General features: G+C 65.9%; 16 protein-coding genes. 6 read left to right on the top strand and 10 right to left on the bottom strand.

Annotated elements, in window-relative coordinates:
- The first annotated feature begins 60 nt into the window (after window positions 1-60).
- The 3 genes from S58_RS02150 to S58_RS02140 all read left to right on the top strand — a co-directional run bounded on the left by S58_RS02150 (window position 61) and on the right by S58_RS02140 (window position 2,501).
- Entirely contained in the window at window positions 61-1,272 is a 1,212-nt protein-coding gene (locus S58_RS02150) for a divergent polysaccharide deacetylase family protein (RefSeq protein ID WP_015663585.1), read from the top strand.
- Window positions 1,273-1,359: 87 nt separating this feature from the next.
- Window positions 1,360-1,866, top strand: coding sequence for an RNA pyrophosphohydrolase (locus S58_RS02145; RefSeq protein ID WP_015663584.1), 507 nt, complete (start codon window positions 1,360-1,362; stop codon window positions 1,864-1,866).
- Between the two features lie 137 nt (window positions 1,867-2,003).
- Complete coding sequence (locus tag S58_RS02140) at window positions 2,004-2,501, top strand: RNA pyrophosphohydrolase (RefSeq protein WP_015663583.1); 498 nt, start codon at window positions 2,004-2,006, stop codon at window positions 2,499-2,501.
- A 272-nt stretch (window positions 2,502-2,773) separates the two neighbouring features.
- Here the strand turns inward: S58_RS02140 and S58_RS02135 are convergent, their stop codons facing one another.
- The 6 genes from S58_RS02135 to S58_RS02110 all read right to left on the bottom strand — a co-directional run bounded on the left by S58_RS02135 (window position 2,774) and on the right by S58_RS02110 (window position 9,792).
- Complete coding sequence (locus tag S58_RS02135; RefSeq protein WP_015663582.1) at window positions 2,774-4,450, bottom strand: adenylate/guanylate cyclase domain-containing protein; 1,677 nt, start codon at window positions 4,448-4,450, stop codon at window positions 2,774-2,776.
- A gap of 167 nt (window positions 4,451-4,617) precedes the next feature.
- Window positions 4,618-5,025, bottom strand: coding sequence for a F0F1 ATP synthase subunit epsilon (locus S58_RS02130; protein WP_015663581.1), 408 nt, complete (start codon window positions 5,023-5,025; stop codon window positions 4,618-4,620).
- Window positions 5,026-5,123: 98 nt separating this feature from the next.
- Window positions 5,124-6,566: a F0F1 ATP synthase subunit beta gene (gene atpD, locus S58_RS02125; RefSeq protein WP_015663580.1), complete on the bottom strand. Its 1,443-nt coding sequence runs from the start codon at window positions 6,564-6,566 to the stop codon at window positions 5,124-5,126.
- Between the two features lie 95 nt (window positions 6,567-6,661).
- Window positions 6,662-7,540: a F0F1 ATP synthase subunit gamma gene (locus S58_RS02120; RefSeq protein ID WP_015663579.1), complete on the bottom strand. Its 879-nt coding sequence runs from the start codon at window positions 7,538-7,540 to the stop codon at window positions 6,662-6,664.
- 159 nt (window positions 7,541-7,699) lie between these two features.
- A complete protein-coding gene (gene atpA, locus S58_RS02115; RefSeq protein ID WP_015663578.1) occupies window positions 7,700-9,232 on the bottom strand; it encodes a F0F1 ATP synthase subunit alpha in 1,533 nt (510 codons plus the stop codon).
- Window positions 9,232-9,792: a F0F1 ATP synthase subunit delta gene (locus tag S58_RS02110; protein ID WP_015663577.1), complete on the bottom strand. Its 561-nt coding sequence runs from the start codon at window positions 9,790-9,792 to the stop codon at window positions 9,232-9,234. The genes atpA and S58_RS02110 overlap by 1 nt, the downstream gene beginning before the upstream one ends.
- Before the next feature lie 651 nt (window positions 9,793-10,443).
- Here S58_RS02110 and S58_RS02105 point away from each other — a divergent pair.
- Window positions 10,444-10,992 carry a septal ring lytic transglycosylase RlpA family protein gene (locus S58_RS02105; protein WP_015663576.1) on the top strand — a complete coding sequence of 183 codons (549 nt, stop codon included), beginning with the start codon at window positions 10,444-10,446 and terminating at the stop codon, window positions 10,990-10,992.
- 121 nt (window positions 10,993-11,113) lie between these two features.
- Here S58_RS02105 and S58_RS02100 read toward each other — a convergent pair whose 3' ends face one another.
- Entirely contained in the window at window positions 11,114-13,324 is a 2,211-nt protein-coding gene (locus S58_RS02100) for a primosomal protein N' (RefSeq protein ID WP_042340493.1), read from the bottom strand.
- 339 nt (window positions 13,325-13,663) lie between these two features.
- Here S58_RS02100 and S58_RS02095 point away from each other — a divergent pair, with 339 nt between their 5' ends.
- The gene (locus tag S58_RS02095) at window positions 13,664-14,659 is read left to right on the top strand and encodes a tyrosine recombinase XerC (protein ID WP_015663574.1); all 996 of its coding nucleotides are present in this window, start codon (window positions 13,664-13,666) and stop codon (window positions 14,657-14,659) included.
- A gap of 82 nt (window positions 14,660-14,741) precedes the next feature.
- A complete protein-coding gene (locus S58_RS02090) occupies window positions 14,742-15,332 on the top strand; it encodes a DUF4337 domain-containing protein (RefSeq protein WP_015663573.1) in 591 nt (196 codons plus the stop codon).
- A gap of 186 nt (window positions 15,333-15,518) precedes the next feature.
- Here the strand turns inward: S58_RS02090 and S58_RS02085 are convergent, their stop codons facing one another.
- The 3 genes from S58_RS02085 to S58_RS02075 all read right to left on the bottom strand — a co-directional run bounded on the left by S58_RS02085 (window position 15,519) and on the right by S58_RS02075 (window position 18,386).
- Complete coding sequence (locus S58_RS02085; RefSeq protein WP_015663572.1) at window positions 15,519-16,061, bottom strand: hypothetical protein; 543 nt, start codon at window positions 16,059-16,061, stop codon at window positions 15,519-15,521.
- Between the two features lie 129 nt (window positions 16,062-16,190).
- Window positions 16,191-17,594, bottom strand: a complete 1,404-nt coding sequence (gene lpdA / locus S58_RS02080) for a dihydrolipoyl dehydrogenase (protein ID WP_015663571.1) — start codon at window positions 17,592-17,594, stop codon at window positions 16,191-16,193.
- A 45-nt stretch (window positions 17,595-17,639) separates the two neighbouring features.
- Window positions 17,640-18,386, bottom strand: a complete 747-nt coding sequence (locus S58_RS02075) for an SDR family oxidoreductase (RefSeq protein WP_015663570.1) — start codon at window positions 18,384-18,386, stop codon at window positions 17,640-17,642.
- Between the last annotated feature and the right edge of the window lie 29 nt (window positions 18,387-18,415).

Below are 18,415 nucleotides of genomic sequence, written 5' to 3'. Positions count from 1 at the left end.
CTGCCCCTGCGCCCGAATCGCTGCCGTGGTATCGTCGACCCGGTTGATTCGGGAATTTCGATGACAGAGACGGCCGACGAGCTGAGCGCCCCGCTCGGGCAGACGGAGAAGCGTCGCAGGCGCCGCATTCGGCTTCCCATCACCGTGCTGCAGGCGCTCGCCATCATTCTCGGCCTGTTCCTGGTCGTTTTCGTCGGCTTTGCGCTGTTCAGCGACAATCCGCTCGGCGGCGAGCCGGTTGCCCGGGTCGCGATCAATGAGGGCGTCAAGCCGGACGACAAGGCCGCCGTCAAGCCGGAGGCCAAATCCAACGCGAACGCCGATCACGGCGCCGCGGCCGCCAAGCAGGAAGGTGGCGAGCGCAAGACCGTGACCATCATCGATGGCTCCAGCGGCGCCCGCCAGGAGGTCGCGATCGGCGCCGGTGGCGAGACTGCCGAGCCTGGATCCGCCGCTGCGGCGAGCCAGATGCCGGGCGTCGATCCGCGGCTGCTGGAGAAGTCACGCTATGGCATGATCCCGGTGATGGCCGACGGCGTGAAGCCGTTCACCGCCTACGCGGCCGACGCCGACCGCGCCAAGGCGGCGCGGATGCCGGCGATCGCAATCGTGATCGGCGGCCTCGGCGTCGGCGCCGCCAAGACGGTGGATGCGATCATGAAACTGCCGCCGGCAGTGACGCTGGCCTTTACGCCCTACGGCTCCGATCCCACCAAGCTCGCCGAGCGCGCGCGGACACAGCGGCATGAAATCCTGCTGCAGGTCCCGATGGAGCCGTACGACTATCCCGACAATGACCCGGGACCGCAGACGCTGCTCTCCACCCTCGGCCCGGACCAGAACATCGACCGGCTGTTCTGGCACATGAGCCGGCTGCAAGGTTATGTCGGCATCGGCAATTTCATGGGGGCGCGGTTCGTGGCGACCGAGGCTGCGATGCAGCCGATCGTGAATGAGGCGGCCAAGCGCGGGCTCGCTCTGTTCGACGATGGTGCGGCGCCGCGCAGCGTGGCGGCATCGCTGGCCACCGGGCGCGCGATGCCCTTCGCCAAGGGTGACGTCGCCATCGATGCGGTGCCCACCCCGGTCGAAATCGACAGCGCGCTCGCCAAGCTCGAGAGCCTGGCCAAGGAGCGTGGCGTTGCGGTCGGGACGGCGTCGGCGCTGCCGGTCTCGATCGATCGCATCGGGACGTGGATCAAGGGACTCGACCGCAAGGGCATTCTGCTGGTGCCATTGACAACCGCGATGCTGAAATCAAAATCGAATTGAAGCGTACGGCCGGCCGAACCGGCTGACGCGAGAGCGTGAGGACTGCGCGCAGCGACGCGCGGAGCAACGCAGGAAGGCCGAGACGGAATGACGCGCTACGAGGACCTGCCCTACCGCACCTGCGTCGGCATCACGCTGATCAACTCGGAAGGGCTGGTGTTCATCGGTCGCCGCGCTGGCGGCATCGAGCATGTCGACGACACCCATGTCTGGCAGATGCCGCAGGGCGGGGTCGATCCCGGCGAGGACACCTGGGAAGCGGCCAAGCGCGAGCTCTATGAAGAGACCAGCGTCCGCTCGGTCGAGAAGCTGGCCGAGATCGGCGACTGGCTGACCTACGACATTCCACGCACGGTGGCGGGCCGCGCCTGGAAAGGCCGCTATCGCGGCCAGCGCCAGAAATGGTTCGCGCTGCGCTTCACCGGCACCGATGCCGAGATCGACGTCGAGCGCCCCGGCGGCGGCCACCACAAGGCCGAGTTCATCAGCTGGCGCTGGGAGCCGATGAAGAACCTTCCGTCGCTGATCGTGCCGTTCAAGCGGCCGGTCTATGAGCGCGTTGTCAAGGAATTCACGACGCTCGCGGGGAGCTGAACCGCGATTGGCCCATCGATGCCAGGCGCCGGACAGTCCGTTTCTGCGCATGGTCTGCAGCGAATCTCCGCAGGTGGGTCGCGACGACGCCGTCATGTTGCGCTGCTATGCGATCGACAGCTCATGGACCCCAACGGATGACCGAGACCAGACCCTATCGCCCCAATGTCGGCATCGCCCTGCTCAATCCCGAGGGGCTCGTCTTCCTGGGCCGCCGCTTCCGCGACGACGGGCCGGAAATCGTCCTGCCCGGCCTCGAATGGCAGATGCCGCAGGGCGGCGTCGACGCCGGCGAGGACCTGCAGGCGGCGGCACGGCGCGAGCTGTGGGAGGAAACCGGCATCCGCGACGCCGAGATTCTCGGCGAGAGCGACTGGCTGACTTACGAATTTCCGCCGTTCGAGGATCCCAACCATCGGCTGGCGCGCTTTCGCGGCCAGCGTCAGAAATGGTTCGCCATGCGCTTCACCGGACGCGAGGCCGATATCGATCCGGTGACGCCGCGCAACGGCCAGCCGGCCGAGTTCGACGCCTGGCGCTGGGAGCGGCTCGCCCGCGTGCCCGATCTGGTGGTACCGTTCCGCCGCGAGGTCTACCGCACGGTGGCTCAGGCTTTTGCGCATCTCGCGGCCTAGCGCGGCTGACGACTGATAGCATGTGAGATCCGGCTCCAGCGCAAGGCAAAGGCGCCACCGTCCTGCCGGGGCTGTTTTGTCGATCCTACGGCATCTCTCCCCGTCGTCATTCCGGGGCGCGCGCAGCGCGAGCCCGGAATCCATAGCCACAGTCAGTTATGAGGGCCGAGATGGACGTGGCGCTCATCTTCGAGACAATCGTCGCTCGCGATCAGGGATTCCGGGCTCATCGCTGCGCGATGCCCCGAAATGACGACGTGGAGAGAGTCCGGCTAGTTTTCCTCGACCGTGAATGGCCCGATCGCGATCACGCGACAGTCCTGATCGCGCGTCGAGCAATCAGCGAGCGCGCCACCGATCGCGGTCTCCTCGCGATCGCCATTGAGGCCAAAGCCGGGACGGCCGGCCGTTCCGACGGCGACCGCATTCCAGCCTGACGTCGCAGCCTCCAGGCGCCGCGCCACCTCCTCGCGCGACTCTGCCGCGATCGCCTGATGGCTGGCGGCACGAAAGAAGCCGGTGGCCTTCATGACCGCCGGTACCGGCACCACGAAGGCATCGTCGAGCGCAACAATGATGCAGGCCGTCCCCGCCTGTGCACCGCAGGCTTCCAGATTGCGCCGGACCACGTCGTCGACGAGGTCGCCGCCGACGCTGTAGAAGAACTGGCCGCCGGGCCCGAGCGCGATGGCCTTGGTCCGCCGGGCGGCGCCGTAGTTGGCTTCGAGCCGGGCCCGGCCTGTATCCCGCACCAGCGGCATCTCTGCCGCACTGAAGGCGCGCTCTGTCATCGGGTCGTGGCGCACCCAGGGCTGCGGCGGCAGCGGCGGCTTGCTGTGCACGTACACGACATTGTCGCCGACCGCATAGAGCTCGCATTTGCGCGGGCCGTTCGAGCTCTCTGCACGCTGCTGGCACTGGTCCAGCGCAGCTGATTTCGCCGCCTCATCGCTCGCCTGTCCGCTGACATAGGCGCTGACACCGTTGATCGTGGTCGCGAACGCCTTGTGGTCCGGTGCCGGCACGTAGTCGCGCGCTAACGCAATGCGGGTGCGCTCGCTCACGAAGGGCACGGCTTCAGGCGCGAATTTTTCGGCTGCGACTGCGGACGAGAGCGGGGTCGACTGTTGCGGCTGCGGCGCGGCGGCCGGCTGCACGACAACGGACGATGCGGTCGGAGCGGGCGATGGAGATGAGGACGGCGATGCCGGGGTAGCCGACAGCCGCGCCAGCGCTTCCGCGGCCGCCTTGGCAGCATCCCGCTGCCGAGGGTGCGGATCGCGATAATCCAGATAGAGCGCAGTCCCGACCCCGACCGCTCCGAGCGCAATCACGGCCGCAGCAATTCGCCAGATCAGACGGAGCGTGCCGCCGCGGCTAGCCTTCTTGTCCTGCAACGGCGCGTAGGTGCCGTCCTCACGACGCATCGCCACGCGATAGGCGTGCACCGGCGTCGGGATGTTCTTGACCTCGCGCGCGCCCATGTCGGCGAACTGCACCGAGAGCTTGTTGGCGACCTGCTCGTGCACCGCGCGGGAAATGCAGATGCCGCCGACGTCGGCGAGACCCTCGAGCCTTGCTGCGATGTTGACGCCGTCGCCGAGCAGATCGCCGTCGCGCTCGACGACGTCGCCGATGGTGATGCCGATGCGGTAGCTCATCTGCCGGCTTGGCGGATAGGCCATGTTGCGGGTACGCAGGCTTTCCTGGATGTCGATCGCGCAGCGCACGGCCTCGACCGCGCTGGGGAATTCCGCGAGCACCGCATCGCCCGCCGTATTGAAGATGCGACCGCCGGCGCGCGCGATGAAGTCGTCGACCACCTCGCGATAGGCTGCCAGGCGCCGCAACGTTTCTTCTTCGTCCTCGGCGACGAGGCGCGAATAGCCGGCAATATCGGCGGCGAAAATCGCCGCGATCTTGCGCTTCAAGACGATCTGCCCTGCCATTTCACCACGCCCGTTCGAACCGCCGGGAGCATGCAGTCAGATCGGCGACCGCGCAACCGGCATCCCTTGAAGTAGTCATCCAGCGACGCGGGACGTTCGAGCCTGCAAACGAAAATGGCCGGGCAAAGCCCGGCCATGAACGTTCATTCAGACGTCGCGCTGCAGGATCAGTGCAGAGCCGTCGTGTTGAGCTGCTGCTGGATCGTCTTGAAGTGATCGAGCCGTTCGATCGCACGATCGAGCTCATTGCCCTGCTTCTCGTTCAGCTTGGTTTCCATGCCGGCGATCTCAGCCGCGAAAGCGGTCTGATCCAGATCCTTCAGCGACGTCGCGACGTCGGCGAGCACCGTCAGGCCCTTGTCCGAGATCTCGGCGAGGCCGCCGAGCACGATGATCTTCTGCTGCGAGCCGCCTGATGTCACCGTCAGGATGCCCGGCCGCAAGGTCGCCACGAACGGCGCGTGCCCGGCGAGCACGCCGAAATCACCCTCCTGGCCGGGAACGTCGACCTGGTCGACCTCGCCCGAGAAGGCGATCTTTTCCGGCGAGACGAGATCGAAATGGAAAGTAGCCATAAGGAAACCTGCGAGTAGCGAATAGCGAATGGCGAGTAGTGAATGGAGAAGGGAGCAGCGGATAACCCTATTCGCTACTCCCTATTCGCTATTCGCCCTTAGGCAGCTTCCGCCGCCAGCTTCTTGCCCTTCTCGACCGCCTCGTCGATGTTGCCGACCATGTAGAAGGCGGCCTCCGGCAGGTGGTCGTACTTGCCTTCACACAGGCCCTTGAAGCCCTTGATGGTGTCGGCGAGGTCGACGAACTTGCCCGGCGATCCCGTGAAGATTTCGGCGACGTGGAACGGCTGCGACAGGAAGCGCTCGATCTTGCGGGCGCGGGCGACCGTCAGCTTGTCCTCTTCCGACAGCTCGTCCATGCCCAGGATGGCGATGATGTCCTGCAGCGACTTGTAGCGCTGGAGGATCTGCTGGACCATGCGCGCCGTGGCGTAGTGCTCCTCGCCGACAACCAGCGGAGACAGCATGCGCGAGGTCGAGTCGAGCGGGTCGACCGCCGGATAGATGCCCTTTTCCGAGATCGCGCGGTTGAGCACGGTGGTCGCGTCCAAGTGCGCGAATGACGTCGCCGGCGCCGGGTCGGTCAAGTCGTCGGCCGGCACGTAGATTGCCTGCACCGAGGTGATCGAGCCCTTGTTGGTGGTGGTGATACGCTCCTGCAGCGCGCCCATGTCGGTGGCGAGCGTCGGCTGATAACCCACGGCGCTCGGAATACGTCCGAGCAGCGCCGACACTTCGGAGCCCGCCTGGGTGAAGCGGAAGATGTTGTCGACGAAGAACAGCACGTCCTGGCCCTGGTCGCGGAAGTGCTCGGCGACGGTCAGGCCGGTCAGGCCGACGCGGGCGCGAGCGCCGGGCGGCTCGTTCATCTGGCCGAACACCAGCGCGCATTTCGACTTCACGGCCGGATCCGGATTGTGCGGATCGGCGTTGACCTTGGACTCGATGAACTCGTGATAGAGGTCGTTGCCTTCACGGGTGCGCTCGCCGACGCCGGCGAACACCGAGTAGCCACCATGCGCCTTGGCGACGTTGTTGATCAGCTCCTGGATCAGCACCGTCTTGCCGACGCCGGCGCCGCCGAACAGGCCGATCTTGCCGCCCTTGGCGTAGGGCGCGAGGAGGTCGACGACCTTGATGCCGGTGACGAGGATTTCGGCTTCGGTCGACTGGTCGGTATAGCTCGGCGCGTCCGCGTGGATCGGGCGCAGGCCTTCGGCTTCGACCGGACCGGCTTCGTCGATCGGCTCGCCGATGACGTTCATGATGCGGCCGAGCGTGCCGACACCAACCGGCACCCGGATCGGCGAACCGGTGTCGGTGACCTCCTGGCCGCGGACCAGACCTTCGGTGGTGTCCATCGCGATCGTGCGCACGGTGGACTCGCCGAGATGCTGGGCAACTTCGAGCACCAGGCGGTTGCCGGCGTTCTTGGTTTCGAGCGAATTGAGAATGGCCGGCAGGTGACCTTCGAACTGCACGTCGACGACGGCGCCGATGACCTGGGTGATGCGACCGATCTGGTTGGCTGCGGTAGCCATTGAGTGTCTCTCCTTACGATCCGTATACGAAACCACGGTCGGCTCGACCGGGATATGTCCTTGGGTTGCGCTTCAACGGGCGCTGCGCGATCCGACTAGACCGCCTCGGCGCCCGAAATGATTTCGATCAGTTCCTTGGTGATCATCGCCTGACGCGTGCGGTTGTAGATCAGCGTCTGCTTGCGGATCATCTCGCCGGCATTGCGCGTGGCGTTGTCCATCGCCGACATCTGCGCGCCGTAGAACGAGGCGTTGTTTTCCAGCAGCGCGCGGAAGATCTGCACCGCGAGATTGCGCGGCAGGAGGCTGGCGAGGATCTCGTCCTCCTCCGGCTCATATTCGTAAGGGGCCAGCGGCGCCGCATTGGCGGGGCGTGCCTCGACCACCAGCGGAATGATCTGCTGTGCCGTCGGGATCTGCGCGATCACCGAGCGGAAGCGCGAGTAGAACAGTGTGCAGACGTCGAACTCGCCGGCCTCGAAGCGGGCAATCACCTTCTTGGCGATGTCGTCGGCATGCGAGAAGCCGATCTGACGCACCGAGCGCAGGTCGAGATGCTCGACGATCTGCTTGTCGAACTGGCGGCGCAGCTGCTCGTAGCCCTTGCGGCCGACGCAGAAGAATTTGACTTCCTTGCCCTGGTTCATCAGCGCCAACGCACGCTCGCGCGCCAGGCGCACGATCGAGGAGTTGAACGCGCCGGACAGGCCGCGCTCGCCGGTGCAGACCAGCAGCAGATGCACCTGATCGCGTCCCGTCCCCGCGAGCAGCTTCGGCCCACCGGCGGACGCGATGGTGGCGCTCGCGATGTTCGAGATCACCGCGTCCATCTTCTCGGCGTAGGGACGCGCCGCCTCGGCCGCGAGCTGCGCGCGGCGCAGCTTCGAGGCCGCGACCATCTGCATCGCCTTGGTGATCTTCTGCGTCGCCTTGGTCGAGGCGATGCGGACCCGCATGTCTTTCAGTGACGCCATCGTTCGTCCAGCTCACCCCGGCGGCCGATCCCTCGGGACCCGACCGCTCAACCCTGAGATTGGTCACCCCCGGCCGCGTGCCGGGCATGACGTTGTCCTGTTGTCCCGCATCGATGATGCGGGCCGGCCGGATTTGCACCCGGCCGGTGCCCCGGCCGATCAGGCGAAGGTCTTGGCGAAACCTTCGACCACGGCCTTGAGCTTGGCGGCCGAGTCGTCGGACAGATCCTTGCTGTCGCGGATCGCGTTCAGGAGGTCGACATTCTTGCCGCGCAGCAGCGACAGCAGGCCGTCCTCGAATGCACGCACCTTGCCGAGCGGCAGCGCGTCGAGATAGCCGTTGGTGCCGGCCCAGATCACGCAGACCTGCTCTTCCATCTTCAGCGGCGAGAACTGCGGCTGCTTCAGGAGCTCGGTCAGGCGCGAGCCGCGGTTCAGCAGGCGTTGGGTCGAGGCATCGAGGTCGGAGCCGAACTGCGCGAACGCTGCCATCTCGCGGTACTGCGCCAGCTCGCCCTTGATCTTGCCGGCGACCTTCTTCATCGCCTTGGTCTGCGCCGAGGAGCCGACGCGCGACACCGACAGACCGACGTTCACCGCGGGACGGATGCCCTGGAAGAACAGGTCCGTTTCCAGGAAGATCTGGCCGTCGGTGATCGAAATGACGTTGGTCGGGATGTAGGCCGACACGTCGTTGGCCTGCGTTTCGATGACCGGCAGCGCCGTCAGCGAACCCAGACCGTGGTCCTTGGAGAGCTTGGCCGCGCGCTCGAGCAGGCGCGAATGCAGGTAGAACACGTCGCCGGGATAGGCTTCGCGGCCCGGCGGACGGCGCAGCAGCAGCGACATCTGGCGGTAGGCGACGGCCTGCTTGGACAGATCGTCATAGATGATGACGGCATGCATGCCGTTGTCGCGGAAGTACTCGCCCATGGTGCAGCCGGTGAACGGCGCGAGATACTGCATCGGCGCCGGATCGGAGGCGGTCGCGGCGACGACGATCGAGTATTCCAGCGCGCCCTGCTCTTCGAGCACCTTGACGAACTGGGCGACGGTCGAGCGCTTCTGGCCGACGGCGACGTAGACGCAGTACAGCTTCTGGCTCTCGGGAGCGCCAGCAACGTTCAGCGGCTTCTGGTTCAGAATGGTATCGAGCGCGATCGCGGTCTTGCCGGTCTGGCGGTCGCCGATGATCAGCTCGCGCTGGCCGCGGCCGACCGGGATCAGGGCGTCGATCGCCTTCAGGCCAGTGGCCATCGGCTCGTTGACCGACTTGCGCGGAATGATGCCGGGCGCCTTGACGTCGACGCGCTTGCGCTCCGTCGCCTGGATCGGGCCCTTGCCGTCGATCGGGTTGCCGAGCGCGTCGACGACGCGGCCGAGCAGACCCTTGCCGACCGGCGCGTCCACGATGGCGCGCGTGCGCTTGACGGTCTGGCCTTCCTTGATCTCGCGGTCGGCGCCGAAGATGACGATGCCGACATTGTCGGTTTCGAGGTTCAGCGCCATGCCGCGGGTGCCGTTCTCGAACTCGACCATCTCACCGGCCTGGACGTTGTCGAGACCGTAGACGCGGGCGATACCGTCACCGACGGACAGCACCTGTCCGACTTCGGTGACTTCGGCTTCCTGCCCGAAATTCTTGATCTGGTCCTTGAGGATCGCGGAAATTTCCGCGGCGCGGATGTCCATCAGCCTGCCTCTTTCATCGCGTGCTTGATCGAGTTGAGTTTGGTGCGAAGCGAACTGTCGATCATCCGGCTGCCGAGCTTGACGACGAGCCCGCCGATGATCGCTGGATCCACTTTCACGTTGAGCGCAACGTCCTTGCCGGTCACCGTCTTCAGTGAGGCCTTCAAGGCGTCGAGATTCTTGTCGGAGAGCGGCTCGGCGACGGTGACGTCGGCCGTGGCCTCACCCTTGTATTTGGCGACCAGCGCGTTGAACGCGCGGATCACGTCGCCAACCGCAAACAGGCGCCGGTTCGTGGTCAGCACCCGCAGCACGTTGGCGGCGACGCCGATGATGCCGGCCTTGTCGAGCACGGCATTCAGCGCCTTCAGCTGCAGGTCCGCACCGAACACCGGGCTGCGAACGAGGCGCTTGAGATCGGCGCTCTCATTGAGGAGGGCATTGAACCTGTCGAGATCGGCCTTCACCGCATCGACGGACTTTTCGTCACGGGCCAGTTCAAACAGGGCCGTCGCGTAACGACCGGACACACCGGATACGGAGGGATCTTCAGCAGCCACAGACGCGCTCTTTTTATAAGTGCCCAACCCACAAGAGGGAAACCGGTGCGCCGCTGCGGCGCAAACCAGTTAAGCCCCTGGAATTCAAGCAGGACTTTTGATTTTCGATCGCCGCGGGAGCAGCTTGATCACGAAAAGCGGCGCTTTGCTAACATAGCGTAAGCGCAGCCGCAACAAGCGGTGGCCCGCTATTCGGCACCTTGTTGCCGCGGCGCGGTCGGAGGGCGAGCGCCCCGTCCGAGGAGCGCCAGTCGCGCCCAGCATGGGATCAGACCCCGATACCGTCAACCAAGGACTTGGTTCCAGCTGTTGCTGCATGGCCGCCATGCCGCTTTGGGCTTGACTGGCCTCAGCGGCATCCGGCCACCGCAACGGAGGGTGCGTAGATATTACTTGCTGACTTCTTGGCATCCTAAGCGAGGACTTAATTCGACAGTCATTCGAAGTATTCGATCGTTAAAGAAGGGTTAAAATGACAGATTACGGAATGTTATCGGATGAACAGGCCGCCCTGTAAGATATTTTGACAAGAGCGGAACAATTTCTACTGCCCCATTCATGCCTCATTGCCCCACCAAACGGCGCGCGCCTCAACACCTGACGGGGGTCCACTGACCGCAGAACGCGGCAATACTGTTTCGAGGGATAGAGATGCTGAAACTGAAGAACCTCTCGGCTGGCAAGATCGCCGGCTCGCGCACGGCGCTCGCTGTTGCCGTGACTCTGATCGTCGGCGGCACCGCTACTGAAGCCTCGGCCCGCTCCAGGCATCACCACCATCATGCTCGCCATCACCATCACCACATGGCGCGCCAGGCCGCTCAGCCCGCGGCAGACTCGTTTTCGAACGGCTGGTCGTCCAACGGCTCCTCCTGGATGAACGCCAACGCGTCGGTCTCGCCGTCGTCCGGCACCGGCCGCAGCTTTTCCGGCATGGCTTCGTATTACGGCAATGAGTCCGGCAGCCGCACGGCCTCCGGCCAGCGCATGAACGCCAACGCCATGACCTGCGCCCACCGCTCGCTGCCGTTCGGCACCAAGCTGCGCGTCACCCATGGCGGCAACAGCGTCATCGTCACCGTCAATGATCGCGGCCCGTTCATCCGCGGCCGTGTGCTCGACCTCTCGACCGGCGCCGCCCGCGCCATCGGCCTGACCCGCGCCGGCGTCGGCCGCGTGACCGCAGAGGTCGTGTCGTAAGGCACCTTTCTATCCGCGCGTCATTGCGAGGAGCGGAGCGACGAAGCAATCCAGAGTCCCGACCCGGCCCCTGGATTGCTTCGCTGCGCTCGCAATGACGGCGGATAAGGTCTGCCCTGCACTACAAGAAGCTCTGCGGGTCGACATCGACCTCGAGCTTGAGATTGCCCCGGGGCTTCTCGGCATGCGCCAGCCAATGGCGCAGATAATTCGACAGATCGAAATTGCGCGCCGTTTTCAGCAGCAGCCGGAATCGGTAGCGGCCCTTGATGACCGCGAGCGGCGCCTCGGCCGGTCCGAGCAGCAGCACGCCCTCCTCACGCGGCGCTGACGCCACCAGGCGGCGCGCGAAGCCCTCCGCGGTCGGCCGGTCACCGGCCGAGATGATCAGGCTCGCCAGCCGGCCGAACGGCGGATAACCGGTGCGCTCGCGCGCGTCGATCTCGCTGGTGTAGAAGGCCTCGCGATCGCAGGCGATCAGCGCCTTCATTACGGGATGCTCGGGCTGGTGGGTCTGCAGATAGCCGCGGCCACGGCCCTGCTCACGGCCGGCGCGGCCGATCACCTGGTTGAGCAGCTGCCATGTGCGCTCGGCGGCGCGCGGATCGCCATTGCCGAGGCCGAGATCGGCATCGACCACCCCGACCAGATTGAGCCGCGGAAAGTTGTGCCCCTTGGCGACGAGTTGGGTGCCGATGATGAGGTCGACGCGGCCTTCGGCAATCTCCGTGAGCTCGGCGCGCATGGTTTCGATCGAGGTGATCAGATCGCTCGACAGCACCATGCTGCGCGCGTCCGGAAACAGCGCCGCCGCCTCCTCCTGCAGCCGCTCCACGCCAGGTCCCACCGCGACCAGCGATTCCTCGGCCGCGCAATGCGGACAGGTCGGCGGACGCGCCATCGAGAACCCGCAATGGTGGCAGACCAGCCGCTGGCGGAAACGATGATCGACCAGCCACGCGTCGCAGATGGTGCAGGCGAAGCGGTGACCGCAGGCACGGCACAGGGTCAGCGGCGCGTAGCCGCGGCGGTTCAGGAACAGCAGCGCCTGCTCGCCCCGCTCGATCGCGGTACGGATCTCGCCCGCCAGCCGCGGCGAGACGTAGCGGCCGCGCGGCGGCGGCTCACGGCGGAGATCGATCGCTTCGATATGCGGCATGTGCTGGCCGCCGAACCGCGACGGCAGCGCGACGCGCTGGTAGCGGCCCTTGCGGGCATTGACCTCGGTCTCGACCGAGGGCGTCGCCGACGCCAGCACCACCGGAATTTTCGCGATGTGGCCGCGCACCACCGCCATGTCCCGGGCGTGGTAGTGCGCGCCCTCGTCCTGCTTGTAGGCCTGGTCGTGCTCCTCATCGACGATGATGAGGCCAAGATCGGCATAGGGCAGGAACAGCGCCGAGCGCGCGCCGACGACGACCGACGCCTCGCCGGCCGCAATCGCCGCCCAATTGCGCTGGCGGGTGCGCGGGGTGAGCTCGGAATGCCATTCCAGCGGGCGCACGCCGAAGCGGCGTGAGAAGCGGTCCAGGAACTGCCCGGTGAGCGAGATCTCCGGCATCAGGATCAGCGACTGCCGGCCGCGGCGCAACGTCTCCGCAATTGCCTCGAAATACACCTCGGTCTTGCCGGAGCCGGTGACGCCATCGAGCAGCGCGACCTGGAAGCCGCCACTTTCCGCCAGCGCCCGCATCGCTTCGACGCCGGCAAGCTGGGCATCAAAGAATTCGGGCTGGGCGAAGGACGGATCGGGCGCCGGCGGCGGCAGGGCGCGCGGCATCGCCTCGACCGTCAGGGTGCCCTCGTCGACCAGGCCGTCGATCACGCTGCCAGACACGCCGATCTCGCGGACGAGGTCGGACTTGCCGTGCAGCAGCCCATCCGACACCGCCTCGATCACCCGCCTCCGCGCCGGCGTCAGCCGCTTCGGCGGCTCGCCGACCAGCCGCACCCCGAGCCGGACGCGCTCCGGCCCGAGCTGCTCGCCCATGCGCAGGGACATCCGCAGCACCATGCCGCGCGGTGACAGCGTGTAGTTGGCGACCCAGTCGATCAGCGAGCGCAGCTCGGGCTTGAGCGGCGGCACCTCGAGCTTCTCGCTGACGTCCTTGAGCCGGTTGTGCAGCCGCGGATCGGGATTGGCATTCTCGGCCCACACCACCGCCAGCACCTCGCGCGAGCCCAGCGGCACGCCGACGACATCGCCGGGCTTCAGCGCCATCCCGCGCGGCACGCGGTAGGAATAGGTGTGGTCGAGAGCGACCGGAACCAGCACGTCGACCACGCCGGCCGTGCTGGCTGCACCTGGAAAGAGATCGGTCGGGCGGTCCATGAGGGCGGAGATAGCCTTGCTCTGGCTGAAGCGAAAGCCGCCCGGCAAAGTTAGCGAACGGTAAAGGACGAGGATGCGATATATCTGACTCGACAAGGCGAGATCGAGCCGTTCCCGCAAGCAACGCTGCGCTCCCTCTCCCCGCTCTTGCGGGGAGAGGGTCGGGGTGAGGAGCAGCCGTACGGGTGGTACGCACCGTCCGCGCGGAGAGTCCCCCTCACCCGGATTGCATCTTCGATGCAATCCGACCTCTCCCCGCAGGCGGGGAGAGGCGCAGACCGAGCCTGCCGCGGCAGATCTTGCTCCATCGGACGCCGATCCATCCGCGGGCACGGACCTATGGCAAAGCAAACGCAACCTACCTCTACGGTCGCAGCCGAAGAGCCCCAGCCACCCGACCTCACCGGCGCCGACGACGGCGTCGTCCGCGCGATGATGCAATGGCTGGCGCATCTGCGCAGCGAGCGCCGGCTGTCGCCCAAGACGGTCGAGGCCTATGCCCGGGACCTCCGGCAATGCCTGCAATTCCTCTGTGCCCATTGGGGCGAGCAAGTCTCGCTGGCGCGCTTTGCCGCGCTGGAGGCAGCCGATATCCGCGCCTTCATGGCGATGCGGCGCGCCGACGACATTGCCGGACGGTCCTTGATGCGGACGCTGGCGGGCCTGCGCTCGTTCGGCCGCTTCCTCGAGCGCGAGGGCAAGGGCAAGGTCGGCGCACTCTCCGCAATCCGCGCGCCAAAGATCGCCAAGAGCCTGCCGAAGCCGCTGCCGATGGACGCCGCCAAGCGGCTCGCCGATGCCGATGAGCGGGCCGGCGAAACCCGCGAGACCTGGGTGCTGGCGCGGGACGCCGCCGTGATGGCGCTGCTCTATGGCTCGGGCCTGCGCATCTCCGAAGCGCTCGGCCTGAAACGGCGCGAGGTGCCGCGCCCCGGCGAAGGCGACGTGCTGGTGGTGACCGGCAAGGGCAACAAGACCCGCATGGTGCCGGTGCTGCAGAACGTGCTGCAGCTGATCGATGAGTACGCCAGGCTTTGTCCTTATCCGCTGCCTGCGGAGGGGCCGATGTTTCTCGGCGCCAAGGGCGGCCCGTTGAGCCCGCGCATCATTCAGCTGGCGATGGAGCGGCTGCGCGGCGCGCTCGGCCTGCCCGACAGCGCCACGCCGCACGCGCTGCGCCATTCCTTCGCGACTCATCTGCTGTCCCGCGGCGGCGACCTGCGCGCGATCCAGGAGCTGCTCGGCCACGCCTCGCTGTCGACGACGCAGATCTATACCGGCATCGATTCCGAGCGCCTGCTGCAGGTCTATGCGTCGGCCCATCCGCGGCGGTGACATTTTTCGTTCATATCGTTTCGCTTGCGCTGTCCCCCTGGTTCCGGCAATCGTCTCGGTTGCTTGATCCGGAGGGGAACAGATGAGCGCACATGAGAGCATGGAGCATGCCGAGCATGCCGAGCACGCGTCGGGCGAGAACAAGAAGATCGCGCTGCTGATCGCCGTCATCGCGCTGTTCCTGGCGCTGTCGGAGACGCTCGGCAAGGGCGCGCAGACCGAATCGATCAGCAAGAACGTCGAGGCGTCCAACCTCTGGGCCTTCTTCCAGGCCAAGACGGTGCGGCGCACGGTGGTGCAGACCGCCGCCGAACAGGGCAAGCTCAATCTGCCGGCGTTGCCCGACGAGGCGACCAAGGCCAGCTTGCAGAAGCAGATCGACGACTGGCAGAAGAATGCCGCCCGTTACCGTTCGGAGCCGGAGACCGGCGAAGGCAGCGAGCAGCTCGCTGAACGCGCCAAGCACGCCGAGCACGAGCGCGACGAGGCGACGGCGAAATATCACCACTACGAATTGGCGTCGGCCGCTTTCCAGATCGGCATCGTGCTGGCGTCGGCGACGATCATCACCGGCATGATCATTCTGGCCTGGGCCTCCGGAGGGCTCGCGCTGATCGGTATCGCAATGACGATCCTCGGCCTGTTCCAGCCGCACCTGCTGCATCTGCATTAGCCACGAACGAACTCCGTCATTCCGGACAAGGCCGCAGGCCTTGAACCCGGAATCTCGAATTTGGCTTGCAGTAGGTCTCAACAACCTCGGGATTACCGGTTCAATCGTCAGCGCGCTGACGATTGAAACCCGGAATGACAACGGCGAAGACGAAGTCAAGCAAGCCGCCCAATGGACCTGGCTTGGTCACCTTGCCTGCTGAACGCTGCGGCGGAAGCGCTGGATCTGGCGAAGCACGCGGATGGACCAGCCGCGGGTGTTGCTGCGGAGCAGGTCGCCCACGACGTCACGGACACGTTGCTTGACCGGATCGACCAGCGCCGCTGCCTTCCTGCGCAGCGCGAGCACGTTGTCATACAGCCAGGCGAACCAGCCCATCTGCAGCAGCTTGCCGCGCGTGACGTCGAAGATGAAGGCGGTGATACCAACGCCGACCATCTTGCCGAACACGATGGTGACGAGCGCCAGTTTCCACTGATGGTGCATCAACAGCCACATGCCGAGCAGCTTGAGCGGAAACAGCAGCACGACCGGCACGACGAACACGATCAGGGTCAGCGCCGGCGACAGCGTCTCGATACGCGCCGCGAGCCAGTGCTTGAGCGTACGCAGCGGAATCGCGGCGACGATGCGCGCCACGATCGGCTCGAGATGATCCCACAGCCAGGCTTCGATCAGGAAGATGATCGCGAGCAGGATCCAGAACGGCTGAAGCAGGCGGCGCAGCATCGAACTCCATCTCCGCCCGGCCTCAGGTGCGAGGCCGCCATGACGATAGGACCTCACACCTTGCCGTTTGGTTCAGCGTCACCGGTGGGCCATTTTGTCGCGCCCGCCGATCACGCCGCCGGGCGTCGATCACATATGGATGGCACGCTTGCCCACCGCAAGCGCGGCTTCCTTGACGGCCTCCGAGCGCGTCGGATGCGCGTGGCAGGTGCGTGCCAGATCCTCGGCAGAGCCACCGAACTCCATCAATACGGCGGCTTCGTGAATCATTTCGCCGGCCTCGCGGCCAATGATGTGGGCGCCGAGCACGCGATCCGTCTTCGCATCGGCAAGGATCTTCACGAAACCGTCAGTGGTCTGATTGACCTTGGAGCGACCATTCGCGGTAAACGGAAACTTACCGACGGTATAGGCTGTGCCCGCCTGCTTCAGCTCGTCCTCGGTCTTGCCGACAGAGGCCACTTCGGGAGTCGTGTAGACCACGCCCGGAATGACGTCGTAGTTCACATGGCCCGCCTGGCCCGCGAGGATCTCTGCGACCGCAACGCCTTCGTCTTCGGCCTTGTGCGCCAGCATGGGCCCTGCGACGACGTCGCCGATGGCGTAGACGCCGGGCACGCTGGTCGCGAAATGATGATCGATCTGAACGCGGCCGCGATTGTCGAGGACGACGCCGGCCTCCTGCAGGCCGAGCCCGTCGGTGTAGGGCACGCGGCCGATCGCGACGAGCACGACGTCGGCTTCGATCTTCTCAGCAGCACCACCGGCAGCAGGCTCAATCGTGGCCGACAGCGTGGCGCCGGACGTGTCGACGCCGGTGACCTTGGCGCCGAGCTTGAACGCAAAACCCTGCTTCTCGAGGATGCGCTGAAACTGTTTGGCGATCTCACCATCCATGCCGGGCAGGATGCGGTCGAGGAATTCGACCACGGTGACCTTGGCGCCGAGGCGGCGCCACACCGAGCCGAGCTCGAGCCCGATCACGCCGGCGCCGACCACCAGGAGGCTCGACGGCACCTTCTCCAGCGACAGCGCGCCGGTCGAGGATACGATGCGCGTCTCGTCGATCTCAATGCCCTTCAGGCGCGCGATGTCCGAGCCGGTGGCGATCACGATGTTCTTGGTTTCGACGGTCTGAGCTGCGCCGTCATTGCCTGTGACCTGCAGCTTGCCGGTGCCGAGGACCTTGCCCTTGCCCACGAGCACGTCGATCTTGTTCTTCTTCATCAGGAACTCGACGCCCTTGACGTTGCCGTCGATGCCCTGCTGCTTGAAGTTCATCATCGCCGGCAGATCGATCTCGGGCGCCGGCACCTTGATGCCCATCTTGGCGAAGGAATGCCCGGCCTCTTCGAACAGCTCGGACGCGTGCAGCAGCGCCTTCGAGGGCATGCAGCCGACGTTCAGGCAGGTGCCGCCGAGGGTCGCGTTCTTCTCGACCACGGCCACCTTCAAGCCGAGCTGCGCTGCGCGGATGGCGCAGACATACCCACCGGGTCCGGTGCCGATGACGACGAGATCGTAGGATGCCATGATCGAATGTTCCGTAAGCTTGCAAGTCAGAGATAATGACGGTCGTCAGCGTCCGCCCGACACGTCGAGAATGGCCGAAGTGACATAGGAGGCCTCGTCCGACAGCAGCCAGACGATGGCATTGGCGATTTCCTCCGCGGTGCCGACGCGCTTCATCGGCACCATCGGCGCGAGGCGATGGGCGCGATCAGGCTCGCCGCCGGAGGCGTGAATGTCGGTGTCGATCAGGCCCGGGCGAATGGCGGCGACGCGGATGCCTTCGCTCGCAACTTCGTGGGCCAGTCCGATGGTGAAGGAATCGATCGCGCCCTTGGAGGCGGCGTAGTCGACATAGGTGTTGGGCGAGCCGAGCTTGGCGGCGACCGACGACAGGTTGATGATGACGCCGCCCTGCCCGCCATGCCGCGTCGACATCCGCTTCACGGCCTCACGGGCGCACAGGATGCTGCCGGTGACATTGACCGCCATCAGCCGCTCGATGCGCTCGGCGCTCATCTCGTCGACGCGCGAGGTCGGACCGACGATGCCGGCATTGTTGATGAGAGCACCGAGCGTGCCGAACTTGTCGGCCGCCTTGAACAGCGCCAGGATGTCATGCTCGCGGCCGACGTCGCATTTGACTGCGATCGCCTTGCCGTTCTTGGCCTCGATCGCGGCCACCGTGCTCTGCGCCGCGGCCTCGTTGGAGGCGTAGCCGACCACGATCTTGAAGCCCCGCGATGCGGCAGCAAGGGCAGTGGCGCGGCCGATGCCGCGGCTGCCGCCGGTGATCACTGCAACCCTGTCGGTCATGATGGCCCCCGTTAGGTCTGAGGCGCGCT

This window comes from Bradyrhizobium oligotrophicum S58 (assembly GCF_000344805.1).
GTDB lineage: Bacteria > Pseudomonadota > Alphaproteobacteria > Rhizobiales > Xanthobacteraceae > Bradyrhizobium > Bradyrhizobium oligotrophicum.
The sequence above is the reverse complement of the archived record's forward strand: the minus strand, read 5'-3'. Positions and strand labels throughout refer to the sequence as shown.